We start from the raw sequence: 15035 nt of genomic DNA, 5'->3' as shown, positions 1-15035 counted from the left end.
CCCAGCCTTCCGGCGAGCCGACGGCGTCACACCACCCAGCGGGCGCCCGGCGCCCAATATGACAGCCTGCGTAGTCTTCATGCCGACGTGCCTTCCGATATCTGCGTCAGCACATGGCGAACAAGCCGCGGGTGCATCCAGAAAAAGGAGCGCCCGGCATCGGGCTGCTGACGCACGCTCGCCAAACCATCGAGCGGAGCGCCGCCCGCTGCGGCGACGACATCGAGTAGCGTCATGGCGCGAAGGTGGGGGTCATAGGCATGCAGCAGAGCCCGGTAGGCAAGATCCGGCTCACGCGCGAACATGCCGGCCAAAGCGGGGAAATGCGGCGCCTCGAACTCGCGCGTCAGAATGATGTCACCCGTATCGATGCCGGCGTTCATGTAGAAGCAGCTCATGCCAGGCTTGCCGCGCGTCAGAAGTGACCAGAAGAGACAATCCGACCCCTTAACCTCCGGCACGACTCCCGGGTGAATGTGCAGGATGCGCTGTCCGGCCTGCTCAAGCACCGCCGGAGGCACACGGCCACCGTTGGTATAAAGAAATACCGAGCGCCCCTCACGCGCCAAGCGGCGATGAAGGTCCGGATCGTCGAAGTTCTCGGCAACGAAACGCTCAAGCTTCTCGGCATGGGCGGCGAAATCGAAAGGCTCGAAATACTTAACCTTCACGGGCAGGCTCGCCTGCACCTTTTCGCACAGCTCCCGGAACTCCGGCGCGTGGTCGCGATCCGGCAAGCGGATTCGCTGCTTGCGAAGGCTCGCCACGAAGCGCCCCCACCGCAGTGCCAGCCCACGGGTAGGCTCGTGAGGGCCGATGAAATCTACGAGTAATATCTTGCGGACCTTGTAGCCGTTGGCAGCCAGATAGGTCAGATAGGTCCGGCTTGTCGCGCAAAAGCGATCCGCGATGACACACAGGTCGAGAGTCTTCATCGGTGCTCTCCGAGCAGATCGTCGAGCAGCTTCGCCAAGCCTTCCGGCAGACGGAATTCCGGTGTCGTCAAGATACCCCAGTCGAGCTTCAGCACCGTGTTGATCCACTTCCAGTCCTCGCGGGACAGGCCGTGATGGAGGAATGCTGCAGCTAGGACTTCCACGTATTCCGGTGCGATTGGCGCGATTTCGAGCGGCTTGCCCAGTTCTCCTGCATACCCGCGGCACAGCTTGCGAGCGACCTCGACCTTCTTCGCCAGCTTCTCCATGGTCCGTACCTGAACCGGGTCGAGCGAATCCGGCGAAAGGCCCGCGATGAATACCTCCGTCGCAAAACCCTCGCTCCCCTGAGGAACCGGCAAAGCCCTTATCGATCTTTGCAGCAGCTCCGCACTGCGGCTTACGAGGCCGTCACGCATCATAGATCGACCTTAGGCGCCCCTCGCGATACGCCGCTTCGTAAGCTTCCAGATCGGCAAGACTGTCGACCTCGAGCCAGCCGTTGCTGGTAAAGGCAGGACCTACATCGAATTGTGCCTCGATCAGCAACTGGACGAAGGTCGTCATGAACATGTTGGCCTTGTCCTTGCCCAGGTAGGGGCCCAGGGTATCCAGCCCGTCATAGAACGCGCAGATCTTGGGCTGAACGGAAGCCGTAAGCTTGATCAGGCCGATATACTGGCCCTCGATATCGGCAAGAGACGACGGTTTGCCACCCAGTTCGGCAAGACGACCGTCCGGCCCGATCCTCAGCGTTTCCGCGTCGGCAAGCGGATCCTCCATCCGCAGTGACCAGAGGGCGTGCCAGCCACGATCCACCACCACCGAAATCTCGTGACGCGCAGCCATCAGACTTGCCAGGACGCGCGCCTCGAAGACGATATCGCCGTAGACGATGAGGAGGTCGCGCTTGCCGTCGAGCAAATGGCGCGCGGCAAAAAGCGAGGAGACCATATTGGTGCGGGCATAATCCGCGTTGACGACGTGATCGAGCCCAGGCAGGCGCAGCATCTCGGCCATATGCCCGGCGACGATGGTGGCTTCGTCAACACCTGCTCCCGCCAGCACCTCACGCTGCCGCGCGAGAAGCGAGCGCCCGAACAGGTCGGTCAGGCATTTGGGATGGTTGTCGGTCAGCGGCCGCAGCCGTGAGCCAAAGCCCGCAGCGAGAATCACGGCGCGTGGTGCGGACTGGCTCATCCGTTGACCTCCGGAATGTCGTTAGCGAGGAGCGCCAGCACCCGCTCGCCGATACGAGGCTCTTCATACAGAAAATCGGCCAGAACGTCTGGTCCGAGCGAGCCCGCTGCGGCAAGACGTCCAAGGCCATCGAGGATGGCTTGCGAGCCGGTTTCAACCACGAGGCCAAGGCGCTCGCGAAAGTCGATTTCCGCGGCAGGCTGCCCGAGCGCCCCCCAGCCGGGATTGAGTATCTTGCGCGGCCCATCGACGAACAGGCAGGGCCGCTGTCGCAGCGCAGCGAATTCCAGAGCGAAACCTGAATAATCCGTGACGAGCGCATCGGCTGTCCAGAGCGCCGCGGAGCCTCCGGTGGATCTCTCCACACTCACGCGCGGATCTTCGACGAACCGCTCCAGAATGGAGTCGAGCAGGCCGTCCGGTGAGAAGAAGAAGCTGGGATGCGGGCGCAGCGTCACGTTCCAGCCAGCCCCGACAAGGTGCTCGGTCAACGACAGCCCAATGAGGTTCAGCAGGTTGTTCTCGCCCCAGGAAGGCGCGATCAGCACATGCTTGCCCGCAGGCGTCTCGACGGCTGGTGCCTCCTCCCGCATCACGTCGAACTTGCCGTAGCCGGCAGGGAAACTCAGACGGCTGCCCAGACCGTTCGCACGGCCGAGGATCTCGAATTCGCGGGCATGGTGCGGCCCCGCAGCGAAAAGCGTGTCACAGCCGTCGAACGCATTCGGTTCGTAAATGACGTGCAGGCTCGCCAGCGAATGCGGCATGTGGATAAGGCGCACGAGGCTTTCCCCGAAATAGCCGCGCGGTATGCCGCTCGACGCCGTCACCACGACACGACAAGCCAACGCCTGCAGGCTCGCAACGCTCGGCGCCCATTCAAGCGGGATGCCCGCGCGTGCATAGCGAGCCGCGAAATCTAAGGGCCAGCCATCGCGGTCGTTGGAGACGATGAGGCGCGTAGCAAAACCCGCCCTTCGCGCGGCAAGAGCCGAACTGCGTACCCAGATTTCATCGATCCAGGTCGAACAATAGAAGTCCACGCACCGCTCGCGCGAACGGAAGCGGCCACGCAACTTGTCGATCAGCGAGCCGAGCATCGACCTACCTGCGTTGCATCAAGTAAAGCTCGCGCGTGTCACTGTCCGTCATCTTATGAAAACCATCGAACGCGAACAGGCGTTTCGCACCTTCCATCGCCGCATAGAACTCTGGATTGCCGACGTCGTTGCAATGTGTCTCGAAAATCATCATCCCGCCGGGCTTCAGATAGCTCGCCATACGGGCCATGTGATCGTCGATCGAGACGCGATAGTTGTTGTCGTCAGTCCAATGGGTCGCGAAGGAAAACACGACATCGAAGACCGGCCCCGGATCGTAATCCTGCAGGCGGCCTGCACGCAGTTCTACAAGATCGGCAACCCGCAAATGCTCTGCAGCAAGCTGCCCGATCTCGATCATGTAGGGATTGATATCGATTCCTGTCGTCTGGCAGGCAGTGCGGTAGCTTGCGAGGATACCGATAAAGCCGCAGTTGCAGCCGATGTCGAGCACGCGGTCACCAGACCTAATGAACCTCCGCAGCTCGTAGTCGTCAAAACGATAATCGGTCAGACGATCCCCGAATATTCCAGCCATTCCCATTCCCTGGTAAGGCTGACCGAAGAAATACTTGTAGGCGCTCCCATCGGCTCTATAGCGAGCTAGGACCGCGCGAATCTTGTCCTGCAGCGCATACTGACTCACGATGAAATCATGATCCGAGGTATATCGGCCGTCTGGATAAATCAGCCGCAGGCTGATTCGAGCCTGCGCAAGGAAATACAGGCCGACCCTATTGAGCCAAGCAGACAAGCGCACGACCTTCGGCCAATGCGCACGATTGCCGACCAGCCGACGAGCGATGAAGTCCGGAATGATGTTCATGGAGACGCAGGTACCTGTTCCGAGACCGTCCCATCTGACCCACTCGAAACAGCCGACCAGGCGCTCGAGTGATGGATGAGATAGGAGGTCTCGTCCTCTTCATTGATACGCAGCTTTAGTGCGTGAGCCAAAACATCGAAACGAACATCCGCGCCATGGCGGCTGGAGCGCTCGAGCTGCAGGTCGTACACGGAAAACGACAGCAGATATTCGCCACGCGTGAGCGGCAACGCCGGGATCGTGAAACGCACATGGTGCATTTGCCCGATATCGAGGGAAAAACGGTCGACATCATTCTCGATGCGCCCGATCCTCACGCCCCGCGGCGACCAGAAAGTCACCAAATAGCGACAGGCGAAATGACCGGCCTCCTCCGCGATGAGGTCGATATCGATCTCCAGTCTCTCGCCGGGCGTGAAATCCACCTTCTGCCGGGCACCGTCACCCAGGCCGAGCCGGTCGATCTTGACGCCTGAATTGGCCGGCCATCGGAAAACTTCCCGGCCATCGCCAAGCCGGGTCAGCATTGCCTGTCCCGCATCCACCGAAACGCTCTCGCCGGCTTCCACAGCGCCATCCCGCGCTGACTTCCGGTCGGCGAAGAGATCGAACTGCTTCACCGGCAAATCCAGTTTGTAAGCCAGCGTCCGCCGTTCCAGGAACACATCATAGGCGTTGCAGACATCGAGGGCTGGGCCATCCATGACCACATGCCCCTCCTCGATCCAAATGCAACGCTCGCAGAAATGAAGCACCTGCTGGGTAGCATGGGAGACTAGCAGTAGCGTGCAGCCGGACAGGGCAAGTGCCTCCATCCGTTTGGCGGATTTCTGAAGGAAATAGCTGTCGCCTGCGCCGAGCACCTCGTCGATGACGAGGATATCGGGCCGGATCGCGGTTGCAGCGGCGAACTGAAGTCGAGACGACATGCCCGCCGAATAGGTCTTGAACGGCTGCAGCAGATGGTCGCCGAGTTCGCAGAAACTGACGATATCAGCATAGGCTTCTTCCAGCGCGGCCGGCGGCAGCTTGTTGTAGTTCAGCGAAGCACGGATGTTCTGCGCACCCGTAAACTCGGGGTCAAAGCCGAGACCGGTCTGCAACAGCGAATGCACTTCTCCCTTGATCTCGATCTGGCCGCGAGTCGGTGCGATGCTGCCCGTGATGAGCTTGAGCAGGGTTGTCTTGCCGGCGCCGTTGCGGCCGACGATACCGACGCGTTCCCCGGCAGCTATATCGATCGAAACGCCTGCGAGAGCATGGTGGAGCTTGATCTTGGGGCGCAACACCTGAGGCAGACGGCTGAAGAAGCCCATCTGATCGAGCGCGCGCTGGCCTGGATTCTCGTAAAGCGGATAATCCTTGCCGGTCTCGCGCAACCGGATGATCGCGCCGGGATCAGGCATAGTCGTAGAATGCGAATTTGGCTTTCTGGAAGATCCAGTAGCCAGCGAGGAAGGTGGTCAGCGCGAGCGTCGCGATGGCGCACAGATGCCATGGGCTCGGCCAGCGATCGAAGACGATCAGAGCCTGATAGGCAAGCACGTAGTGAGCAAGCGGGTTCAGCCGAACGACCGGAGCCAGAGCGGCCGGAACCATCTCCACCGTGTACCCGATCGGCGTAATGATCAGCAGCACCGTCGTGACGTATTGCAGGATGTGCTGGATGTCCCGGACGAGGATCGTCAGCAGCGACAGCACCCACGCGATGCCGCACATGAACATGATCTGGAACAGGACGAGCACTGGAACCAGGACCAGTTTCCAGCCGCCCTGACCGAAGATCGGCGCCAGAATCATCAGCGCCGTCATGCCGAAAACCAGCGCTGGACAAGCGGTCAAGACGGCGCGGACCGGCAGTAGCTCGGCCGGAAAAACGGCGTTCACCAGCACCTGCTTGTTCTTCAACACCGCATTGGTTCCAGCCGCGAGCGAATTGCCGAAGGTCGTATAGGCGGCTAGCCCCGTCGAGGTCAGGAAGACGTAGTCGACAGGCTGCAACCCGGGCAGGCGCACGCGAAAGATCAAGAGATAAACCGCCGCGTAGATCACCATCAGCAACAGCGGCGCCAGGAAAATCCACGACATGCCGAGCACCGAGCCGGCATAGATGCTGCGCATCTCCAACAGCAACGTTCCGAACAGGATCGAGCGATGCCGCCAGATCGTTCGGAAAGGATCTAGGACGAGATTCAAGGCTTTCCTCTATCCAATGCAAGCTGGCCCGGTTCAACGTCCGAGCTCGGAAGCGTCCCAGAAATCAGAGAAAAGGCTGCCGCTGCAGGCGCGATCTCGTATCCGATAGCATCAGGCTTGTCGAGTGACAGCAAAATATCGGAAGCCCTTAGACGGCGACGCCGAACCTGTCGACCCAACGCCCGAAGCATAGGATCCGCCAGGGCGAGGTCGAGAATGGCAGGCTTCCGTCGAGCACGCGATCGACCATAGTTAACGCTTTCGCCCCATCAAAAATATCCGGGAAACGCTCGATCGTGCGCCGGCACTCGGCACGAACCTGCTCCTTCAGCTCGCCGCGGAACCAACGTTGTTCGGGCGTGGGAAAGCCTAGCTTGTCCTGACGGTTCTGCACGCTTTTCGGGAGAACGTTCTCCATCGCCCGCCGCAACAGAATCTTGGTCTCGCCATCGACAACCTTGTGAAGTCCGCCGAGCGCGATCGCAAACTCTACCAGGCGATAGTCGAGAAACGGCACGCGCGCCTCGATCGAATGCGCCATCGAGTTCCGGTCCTCGAAATGCAGCAGCATCGGAACGCTGGTATTCAAAAGCTGCTCGGAACACAGATGACCGAGCGGCGTCGCATGCTTTGGCCGCGGTGCATTTGTCGCGGCATGATAGGATGCGAGGTCGTCGTTCAACAAAGCGGCCGTGATCCAGATGGGCTCCGCCTCGACCTTATTGGTGAAGGCTCGGACCAGGGGAAGCAGCGGCTGGAACTGCGGCGCCGATGCGGCCGCCAGGAGCATCAACCTGTCGACCGTCGTATTGTGACGCCGCCGCATCGCCTTCAGGTCGCTCCAGAACAACCCCATGTCGCCACGTTCGACATGCCCCGCCAATACCGCTCCGAAGGTCGTGTGATAACCGGCAAGCGTCTCATCCGCTCCCTGCCCGTCGAGCATCACAGTGATGTGCTGGGCATGAGCTTCCTTAAACACCGACCATTGCGCGAAGATCGAGGTCGAACCGAAGGGCTCGTCCTGATGCCAGATCATGTCATCGACCGCGCTCCACAGATCGGCACTTTGCGGGCGAACAACATGACTCTCATTGCCACATTGCTCGATCACAGCCTTGGCATAGCTCCATTCGTCCAGGCCGGGATCGTCGAAGGCACAGGTAAAGGTGTGATGGCCAAGACCGGTATCGCCGCCTCGGACCTCGTTCGCGAGACACACGATGGTGGAGCTGTCCAGCCCACCCGACAGGCAGGACCCGACGGAGACGTCTGCACGGAGCCGCAACTTGACGGAATCACGCATCAATGCATCGAAGCGCTCCACAGCCTCGTCGAGGGATGGCGCAACGGTGTCCGGAGTCGGCATGTGATACCAGCGCTTGACGGCGAGCCGCTCTCCGGGCTGCCACCTGCCGAGATCGAGATGAACGAACTCGCCACCCCGAAACTGCCGGACCCCGCCGAAGAATGTTTCGGCAGTGTGGTCGATGACGCCGGACAGGAAGAAATCCCGCAGCCTCGGCCGATTGAGGACTGCCCTGAAACCAGGCAATGTCGAGAACTGTTTGATCTCGGAGGCGACCGCGAAACCCTGCTCGGTCTCATAGAGGTAAAGCGGCTTCACCCCGAAGCGATCGCGGGCCAGCAACAGCCGGCATTCCTGCTTGTCGTAAAGCGCGAAGGAAAACATGCCGTTGAACTTCTGCAGGCAACTTTCGCCCCAGAAAGCATAAGCGGCCAGAATGACCTCGGTGTCGGTCAGCGTGCGACAATGCCTGCCGTAATCGGCGAGCTCTTCTCGCAATTCGCGGTAGTTGTAGATTTCGCCGTTGAAGACGATCCAAAAGCGGCCATTCTCATGTTCCAGCGGCTGAAGCCCGGTCGCGCCGGTTGCGATGATCGCAAGCCTGCGGTGGCCGAAGGAGAGCCGTCCGGCCGGAGTCGCGAAGTCGCGCCAGCCGTCACCATCGGGGCCGCGGTGCGCAATGATGTCAATCGCAGCGCGCGATGCGTCCAGATTGATCGAAGTCCAAATACCACACATGTCCGAAGCCGTTTCGTCAGTTGCCGCGACGTGCTCTCAGCCGAGCAACTTCTTCAAGGCCGCGCGTTGCGCCCTGAACTCGTCGGCCGGGACAGCCGGAGACCCCATGACGGTCATTCCGTCAGGCACGTTCTTCACCACCACAGCGCCAAGCCCGACGGTCGCACGTGCACCGATCTTGGCCTGGTTCATGACGATCGCTGCGGGCGCCAGCCAACCCTGGTCCCCCACCACGGCGCTGCCGCCCACCATACTTTGCGCGATCACCGCGGCGTGGCGCCCAATCACCACATTGTGGGAAATATGGCACTGGTTGTCGATGCGAGCACCCGAGCGGATCAGCGTATCGCCGAGTGTGCCGCGATCAATCGACGTATTTGACCCGATCTCGACATCGTCTTCGATGACGACGCCGCCGATATGGGGAAACTTCTCCAGCTCGAAATCCTCGTTGCGTTCATAGCCGAAGCCGTCCGCCCCGATCACCGTGCCGCTATTGACGGTCACGTCCGCGCCGATGCGTACATCGTCCAGCAATGTCACATTAGGGTACAGAATCGAGCGAGCCCCGACGACGCAGTTTGCGCCGATGAAGCAATTGGCCCCGACGCTGGCCGTGTCGTCGACTTGCGCCGTCCGATCGACGACCGCACGCGGATGAATGCCCTGTGCGGGACGCGGCCGGGAGAAGAACTGCCGCACGGCCCGCATGAATGCGAGCCGCGGATTATCGGTAACGAGGCAGCTGATGTCGTCCCCCAGCAACGCATCGGCATGAGCTGCCGAGCAGATCAACCCCGTACCGATCAAGCTTGCCCGGACTTCGTCGATTCGGACGAAGCCGGGCTTGAGATAGGTCAGGGCTCCCGCCTGCGGCGCATTCGCCGGACGCGCCGCGCTCAGCGGCCGACTTTCGTCGCCGGCTACGCGGGCGACGAGAGTGCCGAGCGCATCGGCCACATTCCGTACCGTGATCGTCATGCCGCCCTGCCGCTCAGATCTGCCCATCAGACGAAGATGCGAATTGTTTCGTAGCTCTCCGCGAATTCGGTGCTTGCCTGCACGCCACGAACCCTGGCGAGCGATTCCAGCACTTTCTCACCGTGATAAGCACGAACCGACTGGGTCTTATAGCGGCTCCAAGCCCGAATTTTGGCTTCGATATGCCTCTGCTCAACCCGGACCAGCATGTCGAGATGCGAGTGCATATGGTTCCACGGGAATTCATACCCGATGATGCTGCAATGCTTGAAGGCACGGACAGCTTCATTGGTCAGCGTCGCATGATCCTGGTGGATGTCGTCGCGACTGGCGACCAACACTAGCCCTGGATCGATCTCCTTGCGCAAGCGAACCAGCGTTTCGAGAATATCCTGGCGATGCTGCGGAAAATGCCTCACCGGGAAATCGAACCCTTGAATGCGCTCACGCTCGATTCCGAGTTCCGAGCAGCTCTCGTAGCATTCCTCGATCAGAAGATCCGGGTTGAACCCGAGCGCCTTTGTGCTCTCCGCACAATTCGAGAAATAGCAATAATGAACCGGCTGCTGACGCTCAGTCAGCATGCTGACCAGCGCGCCGCAACCGATCTCGTCATCAGGGTGTGCGCAGAGCACGAGAGTGGGCGAATTCGGACTCAAGAGCTGCAAGGCTGTACTCCACGGAACTGCCACATCGGCAGTTGGTCGACGATCGAGGCTCGCGCCGGTCAACGCGAGCGATAGCGTGGTCGCGTATTAGCCGCAACGACACTTTCAGAGCGTCGCCCCGGTTCGCTCGCCCCACATCCCGAGATTCACGATTCGCCAGAGCGTGAAATCCAGCGGGCGCACGCCCTCGAACATTTCCTTGGCCAACGACCTGACACCGCTGGCATTCATCAGCCCGGGATAGCGCGCCAAGGTCTTCTCGATGCCGTCCTCGACCAGGCCGCGCAAGGGGCCCCGGAACCAGATCTGCTCCGGTGTCGCGAAACCGAGCTTGTCGCGCCGCTCGCGCACGGCTTCGGGCAGGATGCCCTTCATCCCTCGGCGCAACACCCGCTTGGTGTCGCCGCCGACGATCTTGTGGTCGTTGCCCAGCGCCAGGCTGAATTCGACCAGGGGGTGGTCGAGGAACGGGACCCGCGCCTCGATCGAATGCGCCATGGAGTTGCGATCCTCCCAGTGCAGCAGCATGGCGAGGTTGGAACCATAAGTGAGCGTCATGCACAGGGAACGAATATCGGTCACCGGCGGGAGGCCGAGCTCATCACTTGCAAGCTGCAGTGCGGTCCGCGGATTGCCGGACTCGCGCAGGAGTGCCGTCCCGAGCCAATCATGCTCGGCCAGCGCCCGATGCTGGCGGCGCAGCCTGCCGATCACGCCGGGCGGCAACAGCCGCAGCAACTGAAGGCGCATCTGCTCGGAAACCGGCGTGCCGTGATAGCGCTTGCGCTCGACCATCGTGCGCAGCAACTGCCGAAACCGCCACTGCCGCGTCAAGCTGGCCATGTAGTAGGAAAAGCCGCCGTGATAACCCGATAGCTGCTCGTCAGCGCCCTGCCCGTCGAGCATTACCTTAACGCCGACGCGACGCGCTTCCTCGAAGACACACCATTGCGCGAAGATGGAAGTCGAACCGAAAGGCTCGTCCTGATGCCAGGTGATGTCGGAGGCGCGCTGGAAGACATCCTCAGCTTTCGGGAAAACGAAATGCGGCACAGTATGGGCGTGGGAAACGACCATGTCCATGAACGGCTTTTCGTCGACACTCTTCTCGGCATAGCAGGCCGAGACCGTGTTGACCTGCGCGCCTCCAGCTCCCGAGCCCATCATACCGGACATCAGGCAGACGATCGCCGAGGAATCGAGGCCGCCCGAGAGGCAGGAGCCGACCGGCACGTCGGATCGCAGGTGCAACCGAACGGCTTCGGTCAACAGCTCGCGGAAACGATCCGCAGCGTCGCCTTCTGAAATCGAGAGCTCGCCCGCCGCCGCAGGGTACCAGCGCCGCGGATTGACCGCGACCGGGCCATGCCCGCTCGCGTCAATCATGACGCACTCGCCGCCGCGTAGTTGCCTGACCCCCTCGAACATCGTCTCCGAGGTGTGATCGGAAATGCCAGAGGCCAGAAAATCATGGACTCGGGCGACATTCATCCGGCCCGAAACGCCGGGCAGGCCGAGCAATTGCTTGATCTCGGAGCCGAACGCCACGCCACGCGGCGTCGTCACCACATAGAGCGGCTTGATGCCGTAGCGGTCGCGGGCCGCAAAGAGCTTCCGGTCCCGCTCATCCCAGATCAGGAACGAGAACATCCCGCGCAACCGCGGCAGCACATCCTCGCCCCAGAGCATGTAGGCGCGCAGAAGCACCTCCGAGTCGGATTCGGAGACGAAGATTTCGCCCTTCGCCCCCAGCTCCTCGCGCAACTCCACGTAATTATAGATCTCGCCGTTGAAGACGAGCCAGTAACGGCGCGACGCATCGCACATCGGCTGCAAGCCGGCATCGGAGACGTCGATGATCGCGAGGCGGCGATGGCCAAGCGCCACCGGGCCCTTCGCGCTGTCGAAGACCTCCCAGCCGCGACCGTCAGGGCCGCGATGGGCAACGATATCGATCCGCTGCTGATCAGGTTCGAAGCCGACCGAGCCAAAAATGCCGCACATTCCATAGCCTCATCGAAGCGGATCAACGCCGCCGGAAGCAGGGCCGGGCGTTCGCGTGGCTTATAGTTGGCCGTATGCGATCGGTCGAGCTCGACCAAGCTTTTCCGTACCGCGGGCAGCAGCTCCATTTGACTTTGGCCACTCAACTTAGCCGTGTTTTGGGACCCGGATTTTGTGCCAAGGTCACGTTTTTAGCCCGACGCTTGATCTCTCCGCCCCGATCTCGACACCTGCTTCCTCGAGCGCGAGCTTGATCCCGCGCAGGTTGTTATGGGTCGGCACGCGCCTGCCCTTTTCGAAGTCACGGATGGTTGAGAGGCCGAGATGAGCGGCCTTGGCGAGATCCTGCTGGCTCCAATCGAGGAGCGCGCGGGCGGCGCGGCATTGGGCGGGTGTGATCATGATGCCGGCATAGCCTGATCAACGCTTTTCGTCGAGTGTCGACTATTTCAGTTGACTGGAGGCGCCATAGGAAGGGAACCGTCCGTCACCGACGATTTTCGTCGCTGGAGGACGATGATGACCCTGATCCTGGAGTTCAAGAACAAGTTCACTTTCTACAAGCCGGGCATCCTGCGCTACGCCATGCGGCAGGCCGGCCCTCGGATTTCAGGGCTGCAAAGCCGGGCCCAACGACGCGAGCATCTGTCTCAGTCCTTTAAGCGCGGATGGGCGGAAGCCAGGGCCGAGCTGGCGGCGCTTCAATGGCTTCAGGCCCTGACGCCTTCAGGCGCTGCCTTGCTGCTTCGCGACCATGTCAGCAAGGGGGCGGCGATCACCTCCCCGAGCACGGCTCCCGCGACCGCCCTCGCCCATCAGCAGCTGCACTGAGGGGGGTCGCGATGCACCGCAGTTTGCCTCTCCCGCTCATGTCCTCGCAGGCGCTCTCTCGCGAAATGCCCCTGGAACCCCTGCCTTCGACCTCCCGGCTCAGCCCGGCCGAGCTCGCCCAGGCGTACCGAGCCTGGCGGTTCGGATCAGCGCGCACCGCATCTGTCATCGGAGGGACCAAACGATGACGGGCACCTTGCGCCCTAGGCGCTCCTCCGCAGGCACTCGGCTCACCGAGCTGCGCCCTCCCCCTATGATCACCCCGTTGAGCCTGTTGAGTTCCGCACTCGACCGCGGTGTCGACGAACATGTGTTGTCCCAGCTGATCGGTCTACACGAGCGGAGCTACGCAGAGGACGCACGCCGCGCCTTTGAGGCAGCCCTCGCCGCCGCCAAGGCTGAACTCCCGGTGATCGCGAAGACCCAGATCGCCAGTATCGGAGCAAAGCGTTATCGCTATGAGGATCTGGCCGAGATCGCCCGCGCGGTCGGCCCGGTCCTGGCGCGCCACGGCCTGGCCTACCGCTTCCGCTCGAACAGTGACGGCGAGAGGGTGACCATCACCTGCGTGATCTCGCACCGTGACGGTCATAGTGAGGAGAACAGTCTTAGCGCCGGCGCCGATCATAGCGACGAGAAGAACGCGATCCAGGCGATCGGATCGACGCTGACCTATCTGCAGCGGATGACGCTGAAGGCAGCGTTGGGGCTCGCGGCCGCGGACGACGATGACGGCAAGGCCGTAGGAGCCGGTGAGACCATCACTCGCCAGCAAACCCGGGAGCTTCTCGCGCTGATCGACGAGGTCGGCGGCGAGCGCGAGGGCCTGCTGCGCTTCTTCAAGATCAAGGCTTTTGCCGAACTGCCGGCGCGCCGCTTCCGGCAAGCGCTGGTGATGCTCAACGCCAGGAAGGGACGAGCCTGATCATGCTCGAGATCATCAACTGCATCTAGGGAACGCCGGAATGGGCGCAAGCGCGCCTCGGCATTCCCACAGCTTCAGAGTTCGCATCGATCCTGAGCAAGGGACGCGGCGGTACCGAGAGCCGAACCCGGCAGACCTATCTCTACAAGCTCGCCGGCGAACGGCTGACCGGCGAGGTGATGGAGGGCTTCACCTCAGCGCATATGGAACGCGGCAAGCTGATGGAGGAGGAGGCTCGCAGCGCCTATAGCTTCGTCACCGGCCTGGATTGCGAGACCATCGGGTTCCTGCGACGCGGGCGAGCGGACGCCTCACCCGATGCGCTGATCGGCCAGGACGGCCTGCTCGAGATCAAGAGCAAGCTATCGCATCTCCTGATCGAGGCGTTTCTCAAGGGCGAGTTCCCGCCGGAGCACAAGGCGCAGTGTCAGGGACAGCTCTGGATCGCCCAGCGCGACTGGATCGATCTCTCGATCTATTGGCCAGGCCTGCCGATCATGATCACCCGAGCCCATCGCGACGAAGCGTTCATCGCCGAGATCAGCACAGCCGTTACACAGTTCAACGAGGAACTCGATCGGATCGTCGCGCAGGTCGCCGCCTACGGCCGGCTGGAGGCCGCCTGATGGATGGGCGCCGCGAGTTCACCCGCAGCCAGAAGGTCGCCATGCTCAAGCGAGCCATGGACGCGCGTGGCTGCATCCGCTGCGAAGGCTGCGGCCTCAACGTCTCCGGCAAGGTCGTCGAGTTCGACCACGTCATCCCGGAAGCGCTGATCCTCGACAAGACGAGAGAGCTTTCCATCGAGGACGGGCGCGTTCTCGGCCGTGACTGCTGTCATCGCGCGCCCGGAGCGAAGACCGCTCGGGATCTGGCCGCGATCGCCGAAGCCAAGCGGCGCGAAGCCCGCCATCTCGGGATCAGGCCGCTGCTTTCGCGAGGCTTCCCAAGGCCGTCACCCCAGATGAGAGCCTCTCGTCCCCTCGCCAAGCCCGCCAGCTGGCGTCGCGACGATCAATGACCCCTTTGCACGATAGAGATCACATCCGTGTCTTCGACAACGTCTTGCCTAGAACCCAGGCGCAACCGCTGGCCGTCTCTTGTGATCGCCATCATGCTGGCCTGTGTCGCCAGCGCCTGCGTCCCGCGTACCGCCATGCGCTTCGATCGCTACGACGGACGCAGCGACGCCGGAGCCGTCGCCCAATTCCAGCAGGACGACGCCATCTGCAAGGGCGAAGCCGCCAAGGCCCAGGCCATGGCGGCTCCGATCCATATGGGTCGTAGCCTTGCAGATGCGATGGAGGCCGGCATGCTGGAGG

16 protein-coding genes and 1 pseudogene are annotated in these 15035 nt (G+C 61.9%); 5 read left to right on the top strand and 12 right to left on the bottom strand.

Annotated features, from left to right (window positions below; translation table 11 throughout):
• Positions 1-77: 77 nt before the first annotated feature.
• The 12 genes from Q0Q36_RS18615 to Q0Q36_RS18560 all read right to left on the bottom strand — a co-directional run bounded on the left by Q0Q36_RS18615 (position 78) and on the right by Q0Q36_RS18560 (position 12359).
• Positions 78-935, bottom strand: coding sequence for a formyltransferase family protein (locus tag Q0Q36_RS18615; protein ID WP_293800221.1), 858 nt, complete (start codon positions 933-935; stop codon positions 78-80).
• Positions 932-1357: a hypothetical protein gene (locus Q0Q36_RS18610; protein ID WP_293800219.1), complete on the bottom strand. Its 426-nt coding sequence runs from the start codon at positions 1355-1357 to the stop codon at positions 932-934. Before Q0Q36_RS18610 ends, Q0Q36_RS18615 begins: the two co-directional genes overlap by 4 nt.
• Complete coding sequence (locus Q0Q36_RS18605) at positions 1347-2135, bottom strand: phosphocholine cytidylyltransferase family protein (RefSeq protein WP_293800217.1); 789 nt, start codon at positions 2133-2135, stop codon at positions 1347-1349. The genes Q0Q36_RS18610 and Q0Q36_RS18605 overlap by 11 nt, the downstream gene beginning before the upstream one ends.
• Positions 2132-3235: a hypothetical protein gene (locus Q0Q36_RS18600; RefSeq protein ID WP_293800215.1), complete on the bottom strand. Its 1104-nt coding sequence runs from the start codon at positions 3233-3235 to the stop codon at positions 2132-2134. Before Q0Q36_RS18600 ends, Q0Q36_RS18605 begins: the two co-directional genes overlap by 4 nt.
• A 4-nt stretch (positions 3236-3239) precedes the next feature.
• Positions 3240-4061, bottom strand: coding sequence for a bifunctional 2-polyprenyl-6-hydroxyphenol methylase/3-demethylubiquinol 3-O-methyltransferase UbiG (locus tag Q0Q36_RS18595; RefSeq protein WP_293800213.1), 822 nt, complete (start codon positions 4059-4061; stop codon positions 3240-3242).
• Positions 4058-5467, bottom strand: coding sequence for an ABC transporter ATP-binding protein (locus tag Q0Q36_RS18590; RefSeq protein ID WP_293800211.1), 1410 nt, complete (start codon positions 5465-5467; stop codon positions 4058-4060). Before Q0Q36_RS18590 ends, Q0Q36_RS18595 begins: the two co-directional genes overlap by 4 nt.
• Positions 5460-6257: an ABC transporter permease gene (locus tag Q0Q36_RS18585; RefSeq protein WP_293800209.1), complete on the bottom strand. Its 798-nt coding sequence runs from the start codon at positions 6255-6257 to the stop codon at positions 5460-5462. The genes Q0Q36_RS18590 and Q0Q36_RS18585 overlap by 8 nt, the downstream gene beginning before the upstream one ends.
• Positions 6258-6405: 148 nt before the next feature.
• The gene (asnB, locus tag Q0Q36_RS18580) at positions 6406-8304 is read right to left on the bottom strand and encodes an asparagine synthase (glutamine-hydrolyzing) (protein ID WP_293800207.1); all 1899 of its coding nucleotides are present in this window, start codon (positions 8302-8304) and stop codon (positions 6406-6408) included.
• A gap of 36 nt (positions 8305-8340) precedes the next feature.
• Positions 8341-9285 carry a UDP-3-O-(3-hydroxymyristoyl)glucosamine N-acyltransferase gene (locus Q0Q36_RS18575; protein ID WP_293800205.1) on the bottom strand — a complete coding sequence of 315 codons (945 nt, stop codon included), beginning with the start codon at positions 9283-9285 and terminating at the stop codon, positions 8341-8343.
• A 26-nt stretch (positions 9286-9311) separates the two neighbouring features.
• Positions 9312-9953 carry a PIG-L family deacetylase gene (locus Q0Q36_RS18570; RefSeq protein WP_293800203.1) on the bottom strand — a complete coding sequence of 214 codons (642 nt, stop codon included), beginning with the start codon at positions 9951-9953 and terminating at the stop codon, positions 9312-9314.
• A 105-nt stretch (positions 9954-10058) separates the two neighbouring features.
• On the bottom strand, positions 10059-11957 hold the full coding sequence (gene asnB, locus Q0Q36_RS18565; RefSeq protein WP_293800201.1) for an asparagine synthase (glutamine-hydrolyzing): 1899 nt from the start codon (positions 11955-11957) through the stop codon (positions 10059-10061).
• 183 nt (positions 11958-12140) lie between these two features.
• Entirely contained in the window at positions 12141-12359 is a 219-nt protein-coding gene (locus tag Q0Q36_RS18560) for a helix-turn-helix transcriptional regulator (RefSeq protein WP_293800200.1), read from the bottom strand.
• Positions 12360-12476: 117 nt separating this feature from the next.
• Here Q0Q36_RS18560 and Q0Q36_RS18555 point away from each other — a divergent pair, with 117 nt between their 5' ends.
• The 5 genes and pseudogenes from Q0Q36_RS18555 to Q0Q36_RS18535 all read left to right on the top strand — a co-directional run.
• Complete coding sequence (locus tag Q0Q36_RS18555; protein WP_293800198.1) at positions 12477-12788, top strand: hypothetical protein; 312 nt, start codon at positions 12477-12479, stop codon at positions 12786-12788.
• Between the two features lie 253 nt (positions 12789-13041).
• Positions 13042-13713, top strand: coding sequence for an ERF family protein (locus tag Q0Q36_RS18550; RefSeq protein ID WP_293800196.1), 672 nt, complete (start codon positions 13042-13044; stop codon positions 13711-13713).
• Positions 13714-13763: 50 nt separating this feature from the next.
• A pseudogene (locus Q0Q36_RS18545) lies at positions 13764-14339 on the top strand (lambda exonuclease family protein); the annotation flags it as partial.
• Positions 14339-14734: a hypothetical protein gene (locus Q0Q36_RS18540; protein WP_293800194.1), complete on the top strand. Its 396-nt coding sequence runs from the start codon at positions 14339-14341 to the stop codon at positions 14732-14734. The pseudogene Q0Q36_RS18545 and the gene Q0Q36_RS18540, both read left to right, overlap by 1 nt.
• A 93-nt stretch (positions 14735-14827) precedes the next feature.
• On the top strand, positions 14828-15035 hold a 208-nt coding region (locus tag Q0Q36_RS18535; RefSeq protein ID WP_293800192.1), incomplete at its 3' end, for a hypothetical protein.

The organism is uncultured Allobosea sp., assembly GCF_945957345.1.
Taxonomy (GTDB): domain Bacteria; phylum Pseudomonadota; class Alphaproteobacteria; order Rhizobiales; family Beijerinckiaceae; genus Allobosea.
Note: the sequence above shows the minus strand (reverse complement) of the source record. Positions and strands in the feature narration are given on the sequence as shown.

Excerpts from the sequence above, each read along its gene's own strand:
- Q0Q36_RS18610 (WP_293800219.1), bottom strand. The coding sequence starts at position 1,357 with ATGATGCGTGACGGCCTCGTAAGCCGCAGTGCGGAGCTGCTGCAAAGA.
- asnB (WP_293800207.1), bottom strand. The coding sequence starts at position 8,304 with ATGTGTGGTATTTGGACTTCGATCAATCTGGACGCATCGCGCGCTGCG.
- Q0Q36_RS18550 (WP_293800196.1), top strand. The coding sequence starts at position 13,042 with ATGATCACCCCGTTGAGCCTGTTGAGTTCCGCACTCGACCGCGGTGTC.
- Q0Q36_RS18600 (WP_293800215.1), bottom strand. The coding sequence starts at position 3,235 with ATGCTCGGCTCGCTGATCGACAAGTTGCGTGGCCGCTTCCGTTCGCGC.
- Q0Q36_RS18560 (WP_293800200.1), bottom strand. The coding sequence starts at position 12,359 with ATGATCACACCCGCCCAATGCCGCGCCGCCCGCGCGCTCCTCGATTGG.
- Q0Q36_RS18590 (WP_293800211.1), bottom strand. The coding sequence starts at position 5,467 with ATGCCTGATCCCGGCGCGATCATCCGGTTGCGCGAGACCGGCAAGGAT.
- Q0Q36_RS18615 (WP_293800221.1), bottom strand. The coding sequence starts at position 935 with ATGAAGACTCTCGACCTGTGTGTCATCGCGGATCGCTTTTGCGCGACA.
- Q0Q36_RS18575 (WP_293800205.1), bottom strand. The coding sequence starts at position 9,285 with ATGACGATCACGGTACGGAATGTGGCCGATGCGCTCGGCACTCTCGTC.
- asnB (WP_293800201.1), bottom strand. The coding sequence starts at position 11,957 with ATGTGCGGCATTTTTGGCTCGGTCGGCTTCGAACCTGATCAGCAGCGG.
- Q0Q36_RS18555 (WP_293800198.1), top strand. The coding sequence starts at position 12,477 with ATGACCCTGATCCTGGAGTTCAAGAACAAGTTCACTTTCTACAAGCCG.
- Q0Q36_RS18595 (WP_293800213.1), bottom strand. The coding sequence starts at position 4,061 with ATGAACATCATTCCGGACTTCATCGCTCGTCGGCTGGTCGGCAATCGT.
- Q0Q36_RS18605 (WP_293800217.1), bottom strand. The coding sequence starts at position 2,135 with ATGAGCCAGTCCGCACCACGCGCCGTGATTCTCGCTGCGGGCTTTGGC.
- Q0Q36_RS18540 (WP_293800194.1), top strand. The coding sequence starts at position 14,339 with ATGGATGGGCGCCGCGAGTTCACCCGCAGCCAGAAGGTCGCCATGCTC.